Source organism: Vibrio sp. OPT24, assembly GCF_015163545.1.
GTDB classification, from domain to species: Bacteria; Pseudomonadota; Gammaproteobacteria; order Enterobacterales; family Vibrionaceae; genus Vibrio; species Vibrio cyclitrophicus.
Map to the genome: position 1 here is coordinate 37,988 of NZ_JADDYI010000005.1, position 19,645 is coordinate 57,632.

A 19,645-nucleotide genomic window follows, 5' to 3' on the forward strand; every position below is an offset into this window, starting at 1 on the left:
TCCGGCAGAGTTAGAGCTGACTGATTGGTGTATCCATGTGTTTGGTTCTTTCTTAAGCGTGTACGAAACACAATGGGAATACCAATACGGGAGCGAGCCGAGCGGTAAGTTTATTGAATTTGCTAACTCAGTCGATTCAGACGGCCTTAACCGCGTGCTAATGCACTGTCATGAACGTATTCAACTTGGCAACAGTTGGCCGCCGCAAATGGGTGAGCTTTGGATCCTGAAAGATTCTTTGACTGAAGAAGAGTTGTTGGATAGCCGTATTCGAGTGTTGTCACGCTCTGCAGATAATAAGATTGAGCAATGGTTAATCCAGAATAAACTGTACGATTTAAAGCGTACGGCTGAAAACAAACTCGATGGCCTGTTCAAGAAGTATTACTTGGAAGCGAAACGTTTAGATGAGAAAGGCATGCTTGAAACTGAGTTACCAGAATTCCTTCTTGCCGCTAACTCTGTAAAGAACCTGAACGATTTAAAACGTGAAGAGTACGAAAGTAAACACGGTAAAGCGATAAACCCAAGAATTCAGCGTATTCTGAACAATAAAAAATAACCATCCGCTTGCTATCTGTTATAAGAAAACAGAGTAGCGATTACACGGTTAACAGATACAAAAATGCCAGCTATCAAGCTGGCATTTTTTACGAATTCTTACGAACTCTACAAATATCCGTGACCAACGGTACGTCCGTCACTGACTGCAAGTAATTACAGTAGGTGGATAGTTGCGTTTAGCGTGAATACGCCAGAGTCGTCATCTTTCATTTTGAAGTTTTGGTAGCTAGCGCCTACAGATAGTGGACCAAAGATGAAGTATTCAGCGCCTACACCGTACATGATATCAACATCGTCTTGCTTGAAGCCATCAGCTTTAAGCTCGTAAGAGTGAAGACCACCCTTCGCGTATACGTGAAGAGGACCAAAATCGATGCTTGGTTTAATCGCTAAGTAAGCAGTGCTTGCGTCTAAATTCTTAAGATCGCGGTTGCCGTAATTAACGCTGCCGAAAGAACCAAGATCCCAGTAACCCGCTTCAACGCCGATTAATGGAAGAATACCAGTACCTACGTGGATACCCATCGCTGTCTCTTCTTTATTGCCTAATGAGTTTTGACCACCCATTACACCACCGTACAACCAAGAATCAGCCATTGCTGTTGAAGATGCACCTAGTAGTGCTAATGCCAATAACGTTTTTTTCATATTCGACCTTTTTCGTCCTAGTGGCAGGCCTTGAGTGGTAATAAATTGCCACCAAGTCGCCCTGTATGTAATAACTATTCAATTAGTAATGTAATAAGCAAGATTTATACCCAAACCTTGCTATTGCGTCTAGCTTTATTCCTTTAGCAAGCATCAATCGCGTTTTTAACACGCTTATCTGATACTGGGTAAGGCGTACCGAGCTGCTGTGCGAAGAAGCTTACACGAAGCTCTTCAATCATCCAACGCACCTCTTTTACGTTTTCTGGAACCGCGATCCCTTTTGGAATTTTATTCAGCAGTTCTTTGTAATCATTCATTACCGACTCAACTTTGATCATATGTAGGCGATCTTTGTTAGGGTCAATCGGCAGTTTTTCCATTCGACGCTCAATAGCTTTCATATAGCGTAGAATATCCGGCAAGCGTTTCCACCCGCATTCTGTGGCAAACCCCTTAAAAATCAAACCTTCTACCTGAGCTTTGATGTCTGAAAGTGCAAATGCCATCGAAAGATCTACGCGGCCCTTCAGCTTCTTACTGATACTGAACGCCGTAGTTAGAATAGTTTCTACCTGTTGAGCAATCTCAACAACCGTATCGCCTAACTCTGCACGTACGTGTTCTTTCAGTGCTTCAAACTGCTCTGGTTCCCAAACCAAACCGCCCTTCTCTTCAATTAGCTTATCAATACCACAAGCGATACAGTCATCGATAAGATCGAGTACTTGTCCGTATGGGTTGAAGTATAAGCCTAACTTAGATTTGTTCGGCAAGTTAGAGTGCAGGTATTTGATCGGCGATGGCACGTTCAACAGGATTAAACGACGCTGACCCGATTTCATTGCCGAGATCTGCTCTTGTTCGGTTTCGAACAGTTTGATCTCTACGCTGTCTTTAGAATCCACCAGCGCTGGGAAGGCTTTAACATCGTAGCCGCCGCGTTTCTGCTGATACACTTTTGGTAACTCACCAAAGCTCCAGGTATGCAGGTTCTGTTGTTCAATATCGTCGTCAGCAACCTTAGAAAGCGTTTCTTGAACCTTGTCTTTCAGACTTTCTTTTAGCTCATGCAGGTCTTTCTGTTCTTTCAGCTTACGCTTGCGATGATCTACAGCGCGGAATGTTACCTTTAAGTGCTCAGGGATCTGGTCTAACTTCCAGTCGTCACGTACCACTTCAACACCTGTCATGCGGCGTAGCTCTTTCTCAAGAGAATCCAACAACGGTGCTTCTAATGGGGTTACACGTGCCAAGAAAGCATCGGCATAGTTTGGCGCAGGCACAAAGTTACGGCGTAGCGTTTTTGGTAGTGACTTAATTAGGCTAATCACCAGTTCCTGACGCAGGCCTGGGATCTGCCAATCAAAACCGTTTTGGTCAATTTGGTTCAAGATAGGCAGCGGAATGTGTACCGTTACACCATCATTGTCGTCACCTGGCTCAAATTGGTAGCTCAGTTTCAACTTAATACCGTTTTGGTGCCAGAAGTTCGGATAATCCAAATCAGTAACGTGGCTAGCATCGCCTCGGAACAGCATCGACTTTTCAAAGTTAAGCAGCTCAGGTGTTTTCTGACTGGTCTTCTTCCACCACGTATCAAAATGACGGCCTGACACTGCCTCTTCGCCAACACGTTGATCATAGAAGTCGAACAGTTCATCATCATCGATCAAGATGTCGCGACGACGCGATTTATGCTCAAGCTCTTCCACTTCTTGCAGGAGCTTGCGGTTCTGTTTGAAGAACGTATGTTTGGTTTCCCACTCACCTTCAACCAATGCACTGCGTACAAACAATTCACGGCTGACAGTGGCATCAATCGCACCGTAGTTAACTAAGCGTTTTGGAATGATTGGGATTCCGTAAAGCATCACTTTTTCGTGTGCCATTACTGCCGCTTGCTTCTTCGACCAATGTGGTTCGCTGTAACTACGTTTGATCAGGTGTTTCGCTAGCGGTTCAATCCATTCCGGTTGAATCTTCGCGATAACACGACCCCATAGTTTTGAGGTTTCCACCAGCTCAGCAGACATGATCCACTTAGGCTGCTTCTTGAATAAGCCAGACGCAGGGAAGATATGGAAGCGTGCGTTACGAGCACCTTGATATTCATTCTTCTCTTGGTCTTTCATACCGATGTGCGAAAGCAGACCTGACAGCAGAGACATATGAATACCATCGTAGCTACCCGGCTCAGTATTCAGCTTGGTATCCAATTCACGCATTGCTTGGTGAATTTGGAAGTACACATCTTGCCATTCACGAATACGTAAATAGTTCAGGTAATCTTGCTTACACTGTTTGCGGAACTGATTACTCGACAGCGCTTTTTGCTGCTGCTTGATGTAATCCCACAGGTTCACAAACGTGATGAAGTCCGACTCTTTATCGAAGAAGCGCTTGTGTTTATCGTCAGACGATTGCTGCTTATCCGATGGACGCTCACGCGGATCTTGAATCGACAACGCAGACGCAATCACCATGACTTCGTGCAAGCACCGGTTGCGTGGCGCTTCAATTACCATACGAGCCAAACGCGGATCAATCGGCAACTTAGCCAATTTACGACCAATAGCGGTTAGCTTCTTCTTGTCGTCGCCTTGATTCTTATTTTTGTTCGCAGCGGGTTCGGCTGTCGCTATCGCACCTAGCTCTTCAAGTAGCCTTACACCATCTTGAATGTTGCGCTTATCTGGCGCTTCAACAAATGGGAACGCTTGAATGTCGCCTAGGCCAAGAGCTGTCATCTGAAGGATAACGGAGGCTAAGTTAGTGCGGAGAATCTCTGGGTCGGTAAACTCTGGGCGTGATTCGAAATCTTCCTCAGAGTAAAGACGAATACAGATACCTTCAGCAACACGTCCACAACGACCTTTACGCTGGTTTGCGCTTGCTTGAGACACTGGCTCAATCGGTAGGCGTTGTACTTTGGTGCGGTAACTGTAACGGCTAATACGTGCTGTACCCGGGTCGATGACATACTTAATACCAGGAACGGTTAACGAAGTTTCTGCCACGTTGGTTGCCAGAACGATACGTCGGCCAGTATGAGACTGAAAGATACGGTTCTGCTCGCCCGCCGATAGACGTGCGTAAAGCGGAACTATTTCAGTATCACGCAGGTTACGTTTACTTAATGCATCTGCGGTATCTCGAATCTCTCGCTCACCGTTCATGAAGATCAAGATATCGCCTTGCCCTTCATCACACAGTTCATCAACAGCTTCAAAGATGCCTTCAATTTGGTCGCGATCGGAATCACTTTCATCACCACCTAACGGGCGGTAACGCGTATCTACAGGATAAGTACGACCTGATACCTCGATGATAGGCGCATTATTGAAGTGTTTAGAGAAACGCTCTGGATCGATGGTTGCCGATGTGATGATCACTTTCAGATCTGGACGCTTTGGCAGCAACTCTTTCAGGTAACCCATGATGAAATCTATGTTAAGGCTACGTTCGTGCGCTTCATCGATGATGATGGTGTCGTACTGATTTAAGAAACGGTCGTGTTGGATTTCCGCCAGTAGAATACCGTCGGTCATCAATTTGATTTGTGTGTTTTCAGAGATTTGGTCGTTAAAACGAACCTTATAACCAACAAACTCACCCAGTTGCGTTTCCATCTCTTCGGCAATACGGTTCGCAACCGAACGGGCCGCAAGACGACGAGGCTGAGTGTGACCAATTAAACCAAAGCGGCCACGACCAAGCTCAGAACAGATTTTTGGTAACTGCGTGGTTTTACCTGAACCTGTTTCACCCGCCACGATAACCACTTGGTTTTCAGCGATGGCTTTCGCGATGTCTTCGCGCTTCTGGCTGACGGGTAGAATTTCTGGGTATTCAATCGTTGGCTTTTGCGCAGCACGCTGGGTTGCCGTCATCATCGACTTGGCAATGTCCAATGCAATCTCATCAAAGACAGCATTTTTAGATTGTTCATTTTTGATTCTGCTTGCACCAGCAATTCGCTTACTCAAACGGAAGCGATCGCGCATCATACATTCGTTGAGCGCTTTACGAAGAGAAGCTGGGCTATTCTGAGAAGTTTTAGCAGGTTTTACTGATTGTTTGGCAGACGAGTTCGATGCAGGTTGAGTCGATGTCGACTTTTTGTTTGTCGCTTGAGATTGCACTGCATTCTTGTTGTTGTCTGCTTTTTCCGGAGACGAAGTCAAAGCGTGTCCTATTCTTGTACTTATTAAACTCGCGCGATTGTACCACAACTCTTCAACAAAAAAGCCTGACATAAAAGGGAAAACCTTTTGCTATCAGGCTGATTGTTCAAGCCAACACTAACGAAGGCTATGAAAGCTAACTCGGATACACATCATATTTATCCAAACGATGGTTAAAAATGACAACATAAACCATCGTTAAAACACGGCTGAAACCGCGCTTAAAATTCGTATTGGAAGTAAACCGTGTTGTAGTTACTACCGCCTTTGATACGTCCAAACTGAGAGGCGTTTTCAAAGATCGCAGAACGATGATGCAACGAATAACCGAACCATAAATTGTTTAAGTCGTTCTTGCCGATCAAATCACCCACATTGACATCAAATGAGAAGTCTAGGTAATTCAACAAGTGGCTTGCGGTGTAACCTTTACGATCCATCTCAGAGCCTTCGATGTAGGTGATCGAGTCGATGTACGACATACCTTCAGCCACACCAAATCGCCACTGTGTCGGCCAATCAAAGGTGTAATACGCTTTGATCGCAATAATGTACTCGGTGCTACTCGATTGAACATCTGAATTCCAGTGATGCGCGATACCCGGTGTTAGGTAGATATCCAGCGGGAGACCAAAGATTTCGTCTGTTAGCGGGTGGCCGTAGAAAAACGAGGTCAGTTGGTTATTGTATTCGTCTTTCTCAGTATTGAACTTCATAATCTCGCCAATATTCGATGGCGTTGCCCAACCGTGCGCGACACGTAAATACGGCGCGTTACTCAATTTCGGTTTCGGCGCTTTCTCTTTGTCATTGAAGAAGCCAAAACCAAGATAAAGTTCACCTTGATAACGATCTTCAACTACTGATGAATCATAAGCGTTGTCGTCTAATCGAGTGACACTAGTTGAACCAAGTAGGTATAAGTTGGAAACCACGTGGTAACGTGCTTCAACACCCACATTAAGATCGATACCTGCGCCAATCGACTCGCCTTCGGCTGAATAGTAAGCACTATTGAAATCGGCACTTTTATAACGAAGTGTCGCACTCGGAGTAAACTCCCAATCGCCCGTTTCATACTTTGCTTTGGCGCGTAGATTTCCGTGAAAATTGTATTCACTGTCGCTCATTAGCTCGGTTTCAAGCTTCCACTGCTCATCCCACTGATAACTGACTTGCGCACCAAAATCGGCAGTATCACCCTCAATGGCATTTTGTTCTGAAGCAGGGATATCAATAAAACGCATACGCGATATCGCATTAAGAGACCATTTTTCGTCGTCAGTCTGGTAGAGGTAAGCCCCCATTTCAGTACCGTCGATAAATACATAGTCATTCTTAAAAAATAGCATCGGAACAAAAGAACCGACGGTTTGATCCCCACCTGATGTATCGTAGGGAATACTCGCACTGCGGAACATTGCAGCAATGCCCCATTCTTGCTCTTCGGCAGCCCAGGCTACGCTATTACCTAGAAAAGCGTTACTTAATAAAACCGCTCCATACGAAATGAGCTTCGGTGAAAATTTGTGCTTCATTCTTGTGTAATTACTCTTTGTAATAATTTTTGTGTTACTGAATAGACATTTATTGGCCATGCCAGCCAACTAGTTTTAGGTTTGATCGACTTTGACCGTTACAATGAAGAATATTCTCGGTTAAATGAAAGTATTGTGAAAGTCTCAGAATTACAAAACATTATAGACCACTTACCCCAAGATTCCGATCCAGATATTGTCATGGGCGAAGAGTGGTTGCCTGAGCGTTTGGTTAACACCAGACTCGATAGCGACATGCTGTTTCTTGAGTTTGATAATGCCCCTGAAGAAAACCAAGGGGACGATGAAGGCCGTGGTTTCGTCGAACACGAAATCGCTATGATTCGAGAAAAACTCGAACAAGTACTGGACGATCCGTCCGATACCAAAACAAAAGCCGATGCCCTATTGGCAATATTTCTAATGGGCCATGAACTTTCTAGTTCAGAAGTTATCGAAATACTTGAAATGACAGAGCTTGAGGCAACGGAGTCTGAAATCCCAGATCAGGCAACGACAGAAGCTGAAACAACGGAACTCGAAGCAAATCAATCTGAAGCGATAGAGCAGGACATCTCTGCTCTCGAAATTAACGAGCCTGACACACCAGAGTTCGAAACCTCTGATCTTGAAACGAGACAACTCAAAGACTAACGCTACCGATTTAGGAACCGCATTGAAACGTTTGACGACATCATCTCTTCCCTTCTTACTTGCAGGCCCAATTTTAAGAAAAACCACCGCCAACGAGGTGGTACTGTGGATGGTGACGAGTTCACAACCTACAGGCTCAACTGAACTATTCAACGCAGAGCAAGATTCGCCTTTTTATTCGTCGCCACTTGATGAACAAGGGTCAATTCAAGTGGGGACACATGCTTGGGTAACCCTGATTCAATTAAAGGGTGAGTTCCCTACCAATACGCCCCTTGAATATGACATTCACACCGAACTAGGGTCACTGGCCACATGGGCTCCTCACCTTGTTTATAGCGACAAGTCTCGCGTTGAATTTAAGATCTCAACGACTGCTGATTATATCCTGCATGGCTCTTGTCGTAATCCTCATCACCCAAGCAAAGACAGCCTAGTTGCCGCAGATAACAAGGTCGGAAAGCAAACGGTACTTGAACGGCCAGATATGCTAATGATGAGCGGCGACCAGATCTACGCCGATCATGTAGCAGGTCCAACGCTTGATGCTATTCAACAAGTGATTCAACTGCTTGGTCTTGTGGGCGAGAGCTTGCCGACGGATTCACAGGTAAGCACAATCGACAGTAGTGAAGCCTTGTTTAAGAGTGAATATCAGCTGTATCGACGTCATCATTTACTGCCACACCACAACACCTCTGCTTCGTTGCTTGATAAGCTATTTCCTAAGCGCGGAATCCCTATTTTCAGCTCGACCGATTGTAAGAATCACTTGGTCACCTTGTCAGAATTCATCGCGATGTATTTGCTGGTTTGGTCTCCGACATTGTGGCAATGCATCAACCGAGAGCAATTGATCGAAAATGATTTCACAGAAGCTGGACGTCAATTATCACCGGCAGAGCAACAACAATGGCGTGACGAGAGCATTATCATTGATGACTTCATAGCAGGTCTACCGAAAGTGCAGCGTCTGTTCGCTCATATTCCAACGTACATGATCTTCGACGATCACGATGTCACCGATGATTGGAACCTGACTGTGGGTTGGGAACATGCTGTCGATCAAAATCAGTTTGCTACTCAAGTGATTGGTAACGGCCTTGCCGCCTACTGGATGTGTCAGGGTTGGGGTAACAAACCGGAGAGCTTTAACAAAGAGTTCATCAAGCAAGCAAAACAGCTCTTTGGTTTTCAATGGCATGCTGAAAATCAAGCGCAGAATGAAACTGGCGGCAACAATACTGAACACTCTGTTGGCAACATAGAACCAAACAAACACCAGGCCTTCATTGAGATGCTCGGTCGCTTTGAAGAGTGGCATTACACGATAGATACGTCTCCAAAAGTCATTGTGTTGGATACTCGAACGCGTCGCTGGCGATCAGAATCTCGCATGAATAAACCTTCTGGTTTGATGGACTGGGAAGCCTTAATTGAGTTTCAGCACCAGCTGCTCCATCAAGATAAGGTGGTGATTGTTTCTGCTGCGCCGATGTTTGGCGTGAAGTTTATTGAAACACTGCAAAAAATGGCGACCACAATCGGTAAACCATTGGTGATTGATGCGGAAAACTGGATGGCACATCCGGGCAGTGCTAACACACTCATCAGTATCTTTACCCACACCAAAACACCAACCAACTTCGTCGTGCTTTCTGGTGATGTTCACTACTCCTTTGCTTACGACATTAAACTTAGATACCGCCGTAACAGCCCGAATATCTATCAGATTACTTGCAGTGGTATTAAAAACCAGTTCCCTACTTCATTGCTTAAATTCTGTGATGTATGGGACCGATTGCTGTATAGCCCACGCTCAATTCTGAACTATTTCACCAAGCGAAAACGCTTAAAGATTGAAAAACGTAGCCCTGATAATCAGACTTTCTATCGACTTTCAAACCGAAGTGCGATTGGTGAATTAAAGTTAGATAGCGAAGGCAAACCGCAAGCAATAACGACACTAAGTGGTGATGGGAAAGTCACACGATTCCCTGAGCCTGATTAACAAGTGTTCTTTATTGCTCGCTCATCCGTAATGTCAGTTTTGAGTAAAGACGCTTGCGATCACACTCTGTAGGCCCAATAGTAATAATATTCATCATAACTGGAATGATCTTATGTTTAACTCACTTACCTCGTTATTTAAACAATTAGTTGAAGGCTCTGATTTAGGTAAAACGCCAACCGCCTCTCCTAACTTAGCTATCGCCAGCTTGTTATGTGAAGTCGCCGGTGCAGACCACGCGATTAACGAATCCGAACAAGAAGCTAAACTTCACTTGCTTCAACGCCTGCTGAACATAACTGAAGACGAATCCAAAGCCTTATTGGCGCAAGCTGAACCTCAAGTTGAACAATCTGTCTCTCTTTACGACTTTACTTCTCAACTGCGAGAGCTGTCTCAACCAGTCCGCATAGATCTAATAAAGGCAATGTGGGAAGTGGCACATGCTGATGGAGAGATTGATCCACTTGAAGATTCAGTGATCCGCAAAACCGCAGAACTGCTTTACGTTGACCACAGTGACTTTATTAAGACCAAGCTGAACGTCTTGGGTAAAAGCTAACCAAAGGCTTTCTACTCGTTGATACTCTCAACTAGAGTAAGCGATCACCATACATTATGCCTTTCAGCTCTAACGGCGTGCCTTTTTTTGTCACATAAAGGCCACGCTGATTTGACACCAATACACTACGCTTGCCTTGCGTTTGTTGGATGTATAAGTGTTTGATATTGAAAGTCTGTTTATCTTGGGCTTGGTCTTGGTCCAATTGATAAAGGTAGTAGTGATTCCCCCAGCGAAAGAACACTCCAAACATTTGCTTGGTTTGAGCAACATTTCCATCGATGTCGTAACCAATGTACTGCATTTTTACCCGACCACTTTCCAATCGAAGTGAGGTTTTTTCCCAGCCTACCATTGGATACTCTGCGGAAAATTTATAGGTACTTTTAGTTGCGAGCCCAGAGATTAAGCCTACATTTATAATCACAAAAAGCGTGAGCAAGATAGGCATCCAAAACTTACGATTCATATCGGTTAGCCTCGCTCATCGTCATTATCGCCATCACAAGAGAGAGATTTAAACTGATGACTCATCTCTCTCCAGCGCCCATTTATCAGCGCAACGGCTTGAATATTCTGGCACCCAACTCCGATACGATGTAGGTAAAGTAAATCAACACCGAGTTTTGAGACAGTGTTCAACTCAGTTAACAGCGATTGATCAAAGTTCAAATTATCGTGATAAACATCCATGCCACGATAACGACTCTTATCCATAAAAAACGCAAACTGATAAGACAACATGACAAGACACAAGCTGACTACGATTCCAGCGATACGAGATTGATGACGAGCGATAAAGTGCTTCACTATAGACTGATGAGATTGTGGGTACTGTTGCTTTGATTTTCCACCTTGTCTGTTCATGCCAGAAGGCGTGAGCTTTGCTACAAATGTTAAGTCATCTGTGGTGGCGGCATTCTCTGAAAATGTCGATTCAACAATTGCCGATTCAACATGTATGTCAGTCGTAGGCGTTGGCATCGATAAATAGCTACCAACCTGTCTCGGGCCATTGAAGCTATACCCTTCCTTTTGAACCGTTAAAATTTTGCAATCACACTCAAGCGAATTTAATGCTGTACGAATGTTCTTGACCGCAACATTCAGTGAACTGCCCGTCACCACTCGTCCCGGCCAGCCGTGTTCAAGTAAAAAGTTACGACCAACGGCTTTTGGGCTGTTCTTCACTAAATGTTCAAGGATCAAGCTTTCTGAGGGAGATAAGGTGGCCTGATTACCTGATTACCTGATTCAGAATCAATGAGTGTGTTATTAATCAGCTCGATACCCGAAGCGTCTAAGGTGATTTTTTCAGGGCTATTGGCGTTCATTTCAGCGAGGAGTTCATAAATAAAAAGGTCATCAAAAAGGTGTTTGCTTGGTTATTCTAATGCCAAGCTATATATAGAAAAGAGTGGCGCGAAGTTTAACCAATAATTCAGTCAAATATAAGTTCGACGAGTAACAAAATGAAATAACGACAAGGTGAGTCAGTCACGTAAACTCACTCATCTTTAAACATAGCCAAGGTTTAACTCTAAACTTGCCATGGAATAGACAGGCCTGATCATCGCTTTTTGGTTTGGCTTCTCTTGTGCTATTTGTTTTGGGTGAACTAACGCTACCATCTAGCTCTGCCCAATCAAGGTCGAAACCTGCGATTTAATATTAATTAAAGCGCTTCTGACATTTATTAAGAATTAACATTCTTTTCATTCTGTTTGTGTTGATGTAAAAACCGATACCCACCACCTATTGAACAAGAGAAATACCAGTCAAATGTCTCTTATTACAGATTCAACTTTCCTCACTCAGCATTCGTGAAAACTGAATCTAATTCCCTATCCAATCTCATTATCAGGCCGTCATTTATTCGTTATCGTCAGATTGATTCTCTAATTGAGATGCTGATATACAATTAATTTCAAACCACATCAAAAAATCAAATTTTTCCTTTTTTATCAACAACATAAAAACTGGCACAGTCATTGCTCTTTAAGTTTTACACGGCCTCAATTAATTACGGAAGATTATGATGATGAAATTAAAAACACTCCTCTTAACATCGGTCACATCAATGTCTCTCATCGCCTGCGGCGGTGGTGGTGGCGGGTCCGGCAGTTCTGGTGGCGGAGGTGGTGCAAGCGGCTCAACTGACAGCGCTGCGAGTCCTGCCGCAACAGCTGCCAATACGACTTTTGTTGATATTGCTGTACCAGACAGTTTTGAGTGGCGTGGAACGGCTTCGCGAACAATGAGCGTCATTGTCGTCAGTAGTTTTTCATACAAAGACGGTGAGCCGGCTCCGATTCGCGGTTCCCACATCATCAAATTATACAGCGTGACCTCAGACCAAACAGATTCTCAAGCCTTCTACTCTGGTATGTCGAACCGCGATGGTGAATTAGTGAGTGACTTTAGCATTCCAACCAACTGGGAAGGATTGGAAATCGTTGCTCAGGTGCGTGGTCAAGAGTGTAGAAGTACCGTTGACCTAGATAACGTCACTACTGATTTGCTAGTTTCTTGCGACATTGTTCTGGATTCTGACTAAGGATAGCTGCCATGAAAAATATTAAAAAATCTCTAATGGTGATGGGTTCAGTCGCTATGTGTTCTTTCTCGCAACAGACGTTTGCAGCTGCAACAGAAAACACAACAACCACTAACGGTGATGGCTCAATAACAGTGACTCAAAAGATCGATGCAAGTAGTACCTCACCACATTACATCGCGCCTTCTGGTTATGGTTTCGACATCTACAGCCGAGCAAACGAAGACTACTCTTGGCAACATAATTTAACGGTCCCTGATGGCGCACAGATTACCGCAGCGACACTCACTATTTACGCTTATGATGTTGATTCAGAAGCACACCACGGAGAAAACGGAGAATACGACAGTATCGCTGTTGACGGTTCTTTACTTACTCCCGGGTTCTTACAAGGTACCAACAATAACTGGTCGACAACCGTTTTTGACCTCCCTATCGCTTCACTTGACGACAGTCTTGTGAATGTAGACCTAGATATTGATGTGAATAACGACGGTTGGCTAACCACGCTGGATTACAGCCTTATCAGTGTTACTTATGTCACCATTGCTAATAACCCTCCTTCTACACCAACTCTAAGTCGCAGCACTGGACTCGGTGATAATGACGACTTGGTTGTGACAGTAACCGGTCCAACACCGGAAGACCCAGACGGTGATTCTGTAACTTATAGCTACCGTTGGTTTGTCGATGTAGGTCAAGGGTTCTATGTGGATGATGAGTTTGTCGGAAAAAATGACAACAGTAATGCTACGTTGCCGGCCAGTGAAACTGAAGTTGGAGAACTTTGGAAGGTTCAGGTCATCGCTATTGACCAGAATGGGCTGATCAGTGAAATCGCTGAGATTGCATGGCCTTCAATTGGGGATAGTGACGGTGATGGTGTATCAGATGCAAACGACTACGCACCAAACGATCCGACAATCGCTTTTTATAGCCGAACACCAACCAGTGGATGGTACACATTAGCCTACGAAGATTTATGGCCAAATGAAGGTGACTACGATCTAAATGACTTTGTTAGCCACTACGCATTAGGTGTTTATACAAACGCGAATAACCAAATAACTCGTTTTGATTACTACGGTCAAGCTATTGCTCGTGGAGCGGCTGAAGACAATGGTTTCGCTATTTCGTTAGCAGGGCTTGAAGACACGGATGTCACTTCACTGACCAAAACATACAACGGCTCTACCGTAGCGTTAACACCAGAGGCCGGTCACTCAGGCGAGTTGGTATTTGTTGTGATTGATAGTGTCGCGGCGATGCTGCCAAGTACAAGCACTTATAGCTTTTACAACACAGAGTCGGGTGATGCACGAAGCTTAATCGATTACAGTGTCTCGCTGGTGATTGATGGTTCAATTCCTGCGCTAAGCAATACGGATTTTAACCCGTTCATTTACAAAGCCAACGCGAGAGGCAGAGAGATTCACTTGATGAACTATCCAAATACAGATGTAGCAGATACCGCAATATTCGGTGCTGGTGATGATGACACAGTAACAAGTGAAGGTGAATACTATCAAAACACGACTGGCCACCCATGGGCTCTAGATATCCCAGGCCAATGGTCTCACCCATACGAACGTATTGATACTTGTGAATCATATGAACATCTAACCACGTGGGCAGAGTCTGGCGGTACACTTCAAACGGACTGGTTCACATCACCGACAGGGTCGAAGGTATGGTAAGTAACTCGAGCTTGGTCATTAAAAAATGAGTTAATCTTTAGAAATACCGATAAAAATTAAACCAAAAAGCCATCTACAAGTAGATGGCTTTTCTATGTTCGGGTGTTCACTGCTGCTATCTAGAGCATCGTTAACGCCAACTTCGCGAGGTTATACGCATCGACATACCCAGAGTGCTGACGGCCTTCCCACTCAATATTTTTCGCTTCTTGAGCCGCGCGGTGACCAATGCGTTTTTCTTTCAATCGATTCTGAATTCGATAAAGTGTTGCGATATTTATAAACTCGCTAAACGGAGGTTCTATGCCTTTCTCTTTACACTCTTTATGTAAGATCAGATCATCTCGTCCCCACGCTGCATAGATTTTCTTTGGGCCACCGAAGTTCTTAATCATCGACTTGATAACAGACTCTAATGGGCGCCCCTGTTTTTCGATTTTACGAGGTGTAATGCCCGTTAACTCGGCGCAGAACAGAGAGACTTCGTCTTTCTCTGGCTTAACGTAGTATTGCGCTCGCTTCACGATAGTGCCAGATGCTAGATCAATCTCAGCAAGACCCACTTCAATGATCTCCCCTGTTGTTCCTACACCATTTTCGCTCCAACAGCACATTTCCAAATCGAAACACACCACTCGATTGTGATTCATACGTCGCCTAATTCTCTCGTCAAAAATTTCGTGAAATTGTACATGAGCACAGTCAGGAACTCGACCCTTGTTACATCAAGTGCTCATTTAGCCTGCAATTGTGACTCGATTTCGACCGTTTAGTTTACTTTGATACAAGATGCTGTCGGTTCGCTGCTGAATTTCTTCGGTATTTTCATTGCTACGAATAGAAGCGCCAATACTAAGCGTACAACTCAATTGGCGACCTTTGTGCTCACAATGAGAGCGGCTAACAGTATTTAGTATACATTCTAAATAACGCTCCAACGCTTCGTGATCTGAGATACTCGAAATGATGCAAAATTCATCACCTCCTAAACGGAACAGGTCATCACCATCTTTCAAATTAACAGAGATCAGTTTGACGACGTGAATCAGCAATGCATCACCCGCTGGATGACCAAATTGATCGTTGATGTTTTTGAACTTATCGATATCAAAACCAATAAGGCTAAATGGTTTATCGCTGTCGATCGCTTTGTCTAATTTCTTATTAAACGCTCGTCGGTTGTAGACCTCGGTTAAGCTGTCATGATTGGCTAAAAAGCGCAGCTCTTCCGTCCTCTCATATAGCATTTGGTACAAACGTTGTTTCTCACGAATTTGTAGATTAACTATGTAGGCCAGCAGTAAAGAGATAGTGGTCCCAACTAAAGCAATGCCGGCGAGTACCAAGTAGCCGGAAAATGAGATGCATGAACCTATCTTGTAATCAATTTTCCAATCACGGTTGGTTAGGCTAATGGTTTTGGTAATAAGGTGCCCAGTTACGCCTTCAAAACCTTCAGTTTCAAACAAAATGGGAGAATCTTCTGCTTCAAAACCGGTATCGGTCACTCGCACATATACATTCATATCACCCGCAGTGGATGCCAGTAAGTTCTCAAAATAATAAGTCGTACGAACCACACCAATCACAACACCGAGCAAATTGTCACTTTCACCCTCAAATACAGGGTGATACACCAACATGCCACTTTTCGGTGTTTTTGGGTCTAAACCATCTTGTATTAAACGAACTTTGTCTGAAATATTCGCTTGGCGTGTCTGTTTAATATTGTCTAAAACACGCTTAAATCGTTCACGAGAAGAGTAGAAACCAAGAACTCTGTTATTAGGTTCGGTATTTGGGTAGATATCAGTCGCAACAAAGGCTGGCTCACCATCTAAGATGTAACCAAAAGCTTTTGATTCATGTTTTGGAATAGTGAATAACTTATATGATGGGTACTTTTCTTCCATCTGAGCAGTGTGTTCTTCAATCTCATCGGCTGTCACTTTTTGCATCCATTGCAAACCAATTAGACTTTTTGAAACATTAATCGTTTGTTGTGCAAAACGATCAAACTTATCCCAGTTTTCAGGATCATTTGCGTAGAAAAAATTAGCACCAGAACCAATGTAAGCAACATCGTTATCGATAAACGCTTTTAGGCTTAGAGTTTGGTGTTTAGCAAAGCTCTCCAAATTCATGTTCAAGGCACGATTTTGATTGAGAGCCACCAACACAACGCATAACACCGTAATCAGAAAGGTGACCAAAAAAGCAACTACTGGCAAGGTTCTTCTCTTCAACCCTGTCAACGGGTCGATTGTATGCGGCATACATATCTCATGTCGGATTATATAAAGTCATAAGTATATAACGTTAAGGAACCCTGCTCCATTCATGTTTAGTCCTAAATCTGACACAAAATGGGCAATGTTTACCTTCCCCTTACATCAAAGGCTATTATTCAAACAAATCTCGACTAATTTTCACGCTAACACACTAAAAACCCACTTGAATAAAAACATTAAATACAGCCCTTAAGCCTTGAATATGCTAGTATCCATCCATATTTATAGCTTGAAAGATACCGTTTTGCCTGAGTGCGACAGAGTTTTCTTTCCAACCCGTATGTTCAACTTAACCAATGAATATACCGTTAAATCAATTTAAAGAGAAAATCACTATGATCGTTGATTTGAACCTAATTCCACAAACGTTTGATATGCTTCACGCAGGCCTCACTGCATCAAGCGTTTTACTGCTGCTTATTGCCGTTTCTCGTAAATCCAAAGTGGTTGAGAAAGTCGTAGAAAAACCAGTAGAAAAGATCGTTGAAGTTGAAAAACCAGTAGAAAAAATTGTCGAAGTAGAGAAAGTTGTTGAAGTTGAAAAAGTGATTGAAAGAGTCGTTGAAGTTGAATCAAAACTAGCAACAGCACCGACCGATTCAGCAATGCAGCTATTGTCTATCATGCAGCAAGAAGCACGTTTAATTGACTTCCTAAAAGAAGATCTCACTTCGTTTTCTGACGAAGAAGTTGGCGCAGCTGCACGTGTAATCCACACTGGCGGTCAAAAAGTACTTGCTGATTACGTAACCCTCTCTCACATCCGTACGGAAGATGAAGAAACGCGTATCACGGTAGTAGAAGGCTTCAACCCACAAGAAATTCGCCTAACAGGCAACGTAACAGGCAACGCACCATTCAATGGCACATTGGTTCACAAAGGTTGGAAAGCCACTGACATGAACCTGCCTAAGCTTGCTGAAAATTACGATGCATCTGTCATTGCACCGGCAGAGGTGGAGCTATAATGGAACACCAAAACCATTCTTCATCGCAAGAGCATTCACAAGAGCCATCTTCTCAAGAGCAACATCAGGCGCCTAAGTTCAGTGTTGGTATCGATTTAGGTACTACACACTGCGTTTTGTCGTTCATCGACACAACGAATGAAGACGCTCGCGTTGAGGTGATGCCAATCCCTCAACTCACGGCTCCTGGTACAGTAGAAACTCGCAGCCAACTAGGCTCATTCCTATACCAACCGCACGAACATGAAATGAATGCGGGCTCTCGCGTTCTACCTTGGTCTTCTGAGCCTAAAGCACTGGTTGGTGCTATTGCTCGTAACCTAGGTTCTAAAACCCCTATCCGTTTGGTCGCAAGCGCAAAATCTTGGCTATGCCACGGTGGTGTGAACCGTCGTGATGCGTTCCTTCCTGCAGGCAGCCCTGAAGAAGTTGAAAAAGTATCTCCGCTTAAGACCACTGAATTGTACCTTGAGCACCTTAAAGACGCTTGGAACCACGCTAACCCAGAACACAAACTGGCAGACCAAGATGTAACGATCACGGTTCCTGCTTCGTTTGATCCTGCGGCTCGTGACCTAACAGCAGAAGCTGCACGTAATGTGGGTTTCACTCACCTAACGCTTCTTGAAGAGCCACAAGCGGCTCTTTACAGCTGGATTGATAACAGCAACGACACATGGCGTGATGAAGTGAACGTTGGTGACATCGTTCTTGTTGTCGATATCGGTGGTGGTACAACCGACCTTTCGCTAGTTGAAGTAACACAAGATGACGGCAACCTAAGCCTGAACCGTATCGCAGTAGGTGAACATATCCTACTTGGCGGCGACAACATGGACCTAGCACTGGCTTACCGTCTGAAAATGAAACTGGCTCAAGAAGGCAAAGAGTTGGCTCCTTGGCAGGTTCAAGCAATGACTCACGCATGTCGTGATGCAAAAGAAGCACTGCTTAACGATGCTGAACTGCAATCTGTGCCTATCGTTGTACCTAGCCGTGGCTCTAAACTACTTGGCGCAACACTAAAAACAGAATTGACTCAGCAAGAAGTACAACAAACATTGGTTGATGGCTTCTTCCCGAAAGTAGCCGTGAATGAGCACCCAGTTCAAAAGACGCGTGGCGCACTGACTCAAATGGGTCTGCCTTACGCTCAAGATGCGGGTATCACTCGTCATATAGCTGCATTTCTTTCTAAGCAAGCCAATGCGCTTTCTGGAAACAGCGAAACGGCTCAGCAAGATTTCAACCCGTTTGCAAACATGCCCGGTATGCCAGGTGCTGAAGCGCCAGCGGCAGATTTCATCAAACCAACAGCGGTACTGTTCAATGGTGGTGTTCTAAAATCTAACCTACTTGCTGATCGTCTTTCAGATACGATCAACGAATGGTTGATCAATGCTGATGCAGAATTTGCTAAACAGCTTTCAGGTTTGGATCTAGACCTAGCGGTTGCAAGTGGCGCTTCTTACTACGGAGCAGTGCGTCGCGGCCAAGGCGTTCGTATCCGTGGTGGTATCGCTTCTTCTTACTACGTAGGAATTGAAAGCGCGATGCCAGCTATCCCAGGTATGGCTCCGCCAATGGAAGCACTGTGTGTTGCGCCATTTGGTATGGAAGAAGGTTCAAGCGTTCAAGTGCCTAGCCAAGAGTTTGGTTTGGTGATTGGCCAGCCAGTTCACTTCCAATTCTTCGGTTCAACCACTCGTCGTGAAGACGTAGCGGGTACGCACCTTGATCATTGGGCACCAGAAGACCTTGATGAACTTCCAGAGATTCAAGTGACACTGCCAGTATCTGAAGGTCGCCGTGAGGGTGAAGTGGTTCCGGTAACCCTAGCCTCTCGTGTTACTGAACTCGGCACGCTTTACCTAGAAGCAATTGCTGCTGATAACGGTCAGAAATGGCACGTTGAGTTTGATGTTCGTGAAGACGCGAATAACGACTCAAACGACCAAGCATAACGAA

15 protein-coding genes are annotated in these 19,645 nt (G+C 44.4%); 8 read left to right on the forward strand and 7 right to left on the reverse strand.

Annotated features, from left to right (window positions below; translation table 11 throughout):
• On the forward strand, positions 1-562 hold a 562-nt coding region (locus tag IQO02_RS01950), incomplete at its 5' end, for a hypothetical protein (protein WP_228005988.1).
• A 155-nt stretch (positions 563-717) separates the two neighbouring features.
• On the opposite strand, the gene IQO02_RS01955 is transcribed toward IQO02_RS01950, so the two are convergent.
• From IQO02_RS01955 to IQO02_RS01965, 3 genes are all read right to left on the reverse strand, one after another.
• Entirely contained in the window at positions 718-1,212 is a 495-nt protein-coding gene (locus tag IQO02_RS01955) for an outer membrane beta-barrel protein (RefSeq protein ID WP_010441347.1), read from the reverse strand.
• 143 nt (positions 1,213-1,355) lie between these two features.
• Complete coding sequence (gene hrpA / locus IQO02_RS01960) at positions 1,356-5,399, reverse strand: ATP-dependent RNA helicase HrpA (protein WP_016788761.1); 4,044 nt, start codon at positions 5,397-5,399, stop codon at positions 1,356-1,358.
• 221 nt (positions 5,400-5,620) lie between these two features.
• Entirely contained in the window at positions 5,621-6,937 is a 1,317-nt protein-coding gene (locus tag IQO02_RS01965) for a MipA/OmpV family protein (protein ID WP_010441351.1), read from the reverse strand.
• A 135-nt stretch (positions 6,938-7,072) separates the two neighbouring features.
• Between IQO02_RS01965 and IQO02_RS01970 the strand changes: the two genes are divergently transcribed.
• From IQO02_RS01970 to IQO02_RS01980, 3 genes are all read left to right on the forward strand, one after another.
• Positions 7,073-7,591 (forward strand): hypothetical protein, encoded by a 519-nt coding sequence (locus IQO02_RS01970; RefSeq protein WP_016767263.1) that lies wholly within the window; start codon positions 7,073-7,075, stop codon positions 7,589-7,591.
• Positions 7,592-7,613: 22 nt separating this feature from the next.
• Complete coding sequence (locus tag IQO02_RS01975) at positions 7,614-9,602, forward strand: alkaline phosphatase D family protein (protein WP_102282782.1); 1,989 nt, start codon at positions 7,614-7,616, stop codon at positions 9,600-9,602.
• Between the two features lie 112 nt (positions 9,603-9,714).
• Complete coding sequence (locus IQO02_RS01980; protein ID WP_010441358.1) at positions 9,715-10,164, forward strand: TerB family tellurite resistance protein; 450 nt, start codon at positions 9,715-9,717, stop codon at positions 10,162-10,164.
• Positions 10,165-10,195: 31 nt separating this feature from the next.
• Here the strand turns inward: IQO02_RS01980 and IQO02_RS01985 are convergent, their stop codons facing one another.
• Together IQO02_RS01985 and IQO02_RS01990 are read right to left on the reverse strand one after the other, a co-directional pair.
• Positions 10,196-10,633, reverse strand: coding sequence for a hypothetical protein (locus IQO02_RS01985; protein WP_010441360.1), 438 nt, complete (start codon positions 10,631-10,633; stop codon positions 10,196-10,198).
• A gap of 5 nt (positions 10,634-10,638) precedes the next feature.
• Positions 10,639-11,355 (reverse strand): winged helix-turn-helix domain-containing protein, encoded by a 717-nt coding sequence (locus tag IQO02_RS01990; RefSeq protein WP_029203055.1) that lies wholly within the window; start codon positions 11,353-11,355, stop codon positions 10,639-10,641.
• A gap of 844 nt (positions 11,356-12,199) precedes the next feature.
• Here IQO02_RS01990 and IQO02_RS01995 point away from each other — a divergent pair.
• The gene (locus tag IQO02_RS01995) at positions 12,200-12,721 is read left to right on the forward strand and encodes a hypothetical protein (protein WP_016784558.1); all 522 of its coding nucleotides are present in this window, start codon (positions 12,200-12,202) and stop codon (positions 12,719-12,721) included.
• Positions 12,722-12,732: 11 nt separating this feature from the next.
• Positions 12,733-14,418, forward strand: a complete 1,686-nt coding sequence (locus tag IQO02_RS02000) for an LruC domain-containing protein (RefSeq protein WP_193838494.1) — start codon at positions 12,733-12,735, stop codon at positions 14,416-14,418.
• Positions 14,419-14,537: 119 nt separating this feature from the next.
• Here IQO02_RS02000 and IQO02_RS02005 read toward each other — a convergent pair whose 3' ends face one another.
• Positions 14,538-15,068 (reverse strand): 3'-5' exonuclease, encoded by a 531-nt coding sequence (locus tag IQO02_RS02005; protein WP_016767256.1) that lies wholly within the window; start codon positions 15,066-15,068, stop codon positions 14,538-14,540.
• An 87-nt stretch (positions 15,069-15,155) separates the two neighbouring features.
• Positions 15,156-16,694, reverse strand: coding sequence for a sensor domain-containing diguanylate cyclase (locus tag IQO02_RS02010; protein WP_016793766.1), 1,539 nt, complete (start codon positions 16,692-16,694; stop codon positions 15,156-15,158).
• Between the two features lie 350 nt (positions 16,695-17,044).
• On the opposite strand from IQO02_RS02010, the gene IQO02_RS02015 reads away from it, so the two are divergent.
• The gene (locus IQO02_RS02015; protein ID WP_010441373.1) at positions 17,045-17,677 is read left to right on the forward strand and encodes a DUF2760 domain-containing protein; all 633 of its coding nucleotides are present in this window, start codon (positions 17,045-17,047) and stop codon (positions 17,675-17,677) included.
• Complete coding sequence (locus IQO02_RS02020; RefSeq protein ID WP_016799385.1) at positions 17,677-19,641, forward strand: Hsp70 family protein; 1,965 nt, start codon at positions 17,677-17,679, stop codon at positions 19,639-19,641. The genes IQO02_RS02015 and IQO02_RS02020 overlap by 1 nt, the downstream gene beginning before the upstream one ends.
• Positions 19,642-19,645 lie beyond the last annotated feature (4 nt).

What these genes read in the sequence shown, in the direction of transcription:
- IQO02_RS01955 (WP_010441347.1), bottom strand. Translation starts at nt 1,212, where the DNA reads ATGAAAAAAACGTTATTGGCATTAGCACTACTAGGTGCATCTTCAACA.
- IQO02_RS01965 (WP_010441351.1), bottom strand. Translation starts at nt 6,937, where the DNA reads ATGAAGCACAAATTTTCACCGAAGCTCATTTCGTATGGAGCGGTTTTA.
- IQO02_RS01980 (WP_010441358.1), top strand. Translation starts at nt 9,715, where the DNA reads ATGTTTAACTCACTTACCTCGTTATTTAAACAATTAGTTGAAGGCTCT.
- IQO02_RS01985 (WP_010441360.1), bottom strand. Translation starts at nt 10,633, where the DNA reads ATGAATCGTAAGTTTTGGATGCCTATCTTGCTCACGCTTTTTGTGATT.
- IQO02_RS01995 (WP_016784558.1), top strand. Translation starts at nt 12,200, where the DNA reads ATGATGATGAAATTAAAAACACTCCTCTTAACATCGGTCACATCAATG.
- IQO02_RS02000 (WP_193838494.1), top strand. Translation starts at nt 12,733, where the DNA reads ATGAAAAATATTAAAAAATCTCTAATGGTGATGGGTTCAGTCGCTATG.
- IQO02_RS02005 (WP_016767256.1), bottom strand. Translation starts at nt 15,068, where the DNA reads ATGAATCACAATCGAGTGGTGTGTTTCGATTTGGAAATGTGCTGTTGG.
- IQO02_RS02010 (WP_016793766.1), bottom strand. Translation starts at nt 16,694, where the DNA reads ATGCCGCATACAATCGACCCGTTGACAGGGTTGAAGAGAAGAACCTTG.
- IQO02_RS02015 (WP_010441373.1), top strand. Translation starts at nt 17,045, where the DNA reads ATGATCGTTGATTTGAACCTAATTCCACAAACGTTTGATATGCTTCAC.
- IQO02_RS02020 (WP_016799385.1), top strand. Translation starts at nt 17,677, where the DNA reads ATGGAACACCAAAACCATTCTTCATCGCAAGAGCATTCACAAGAGCCA.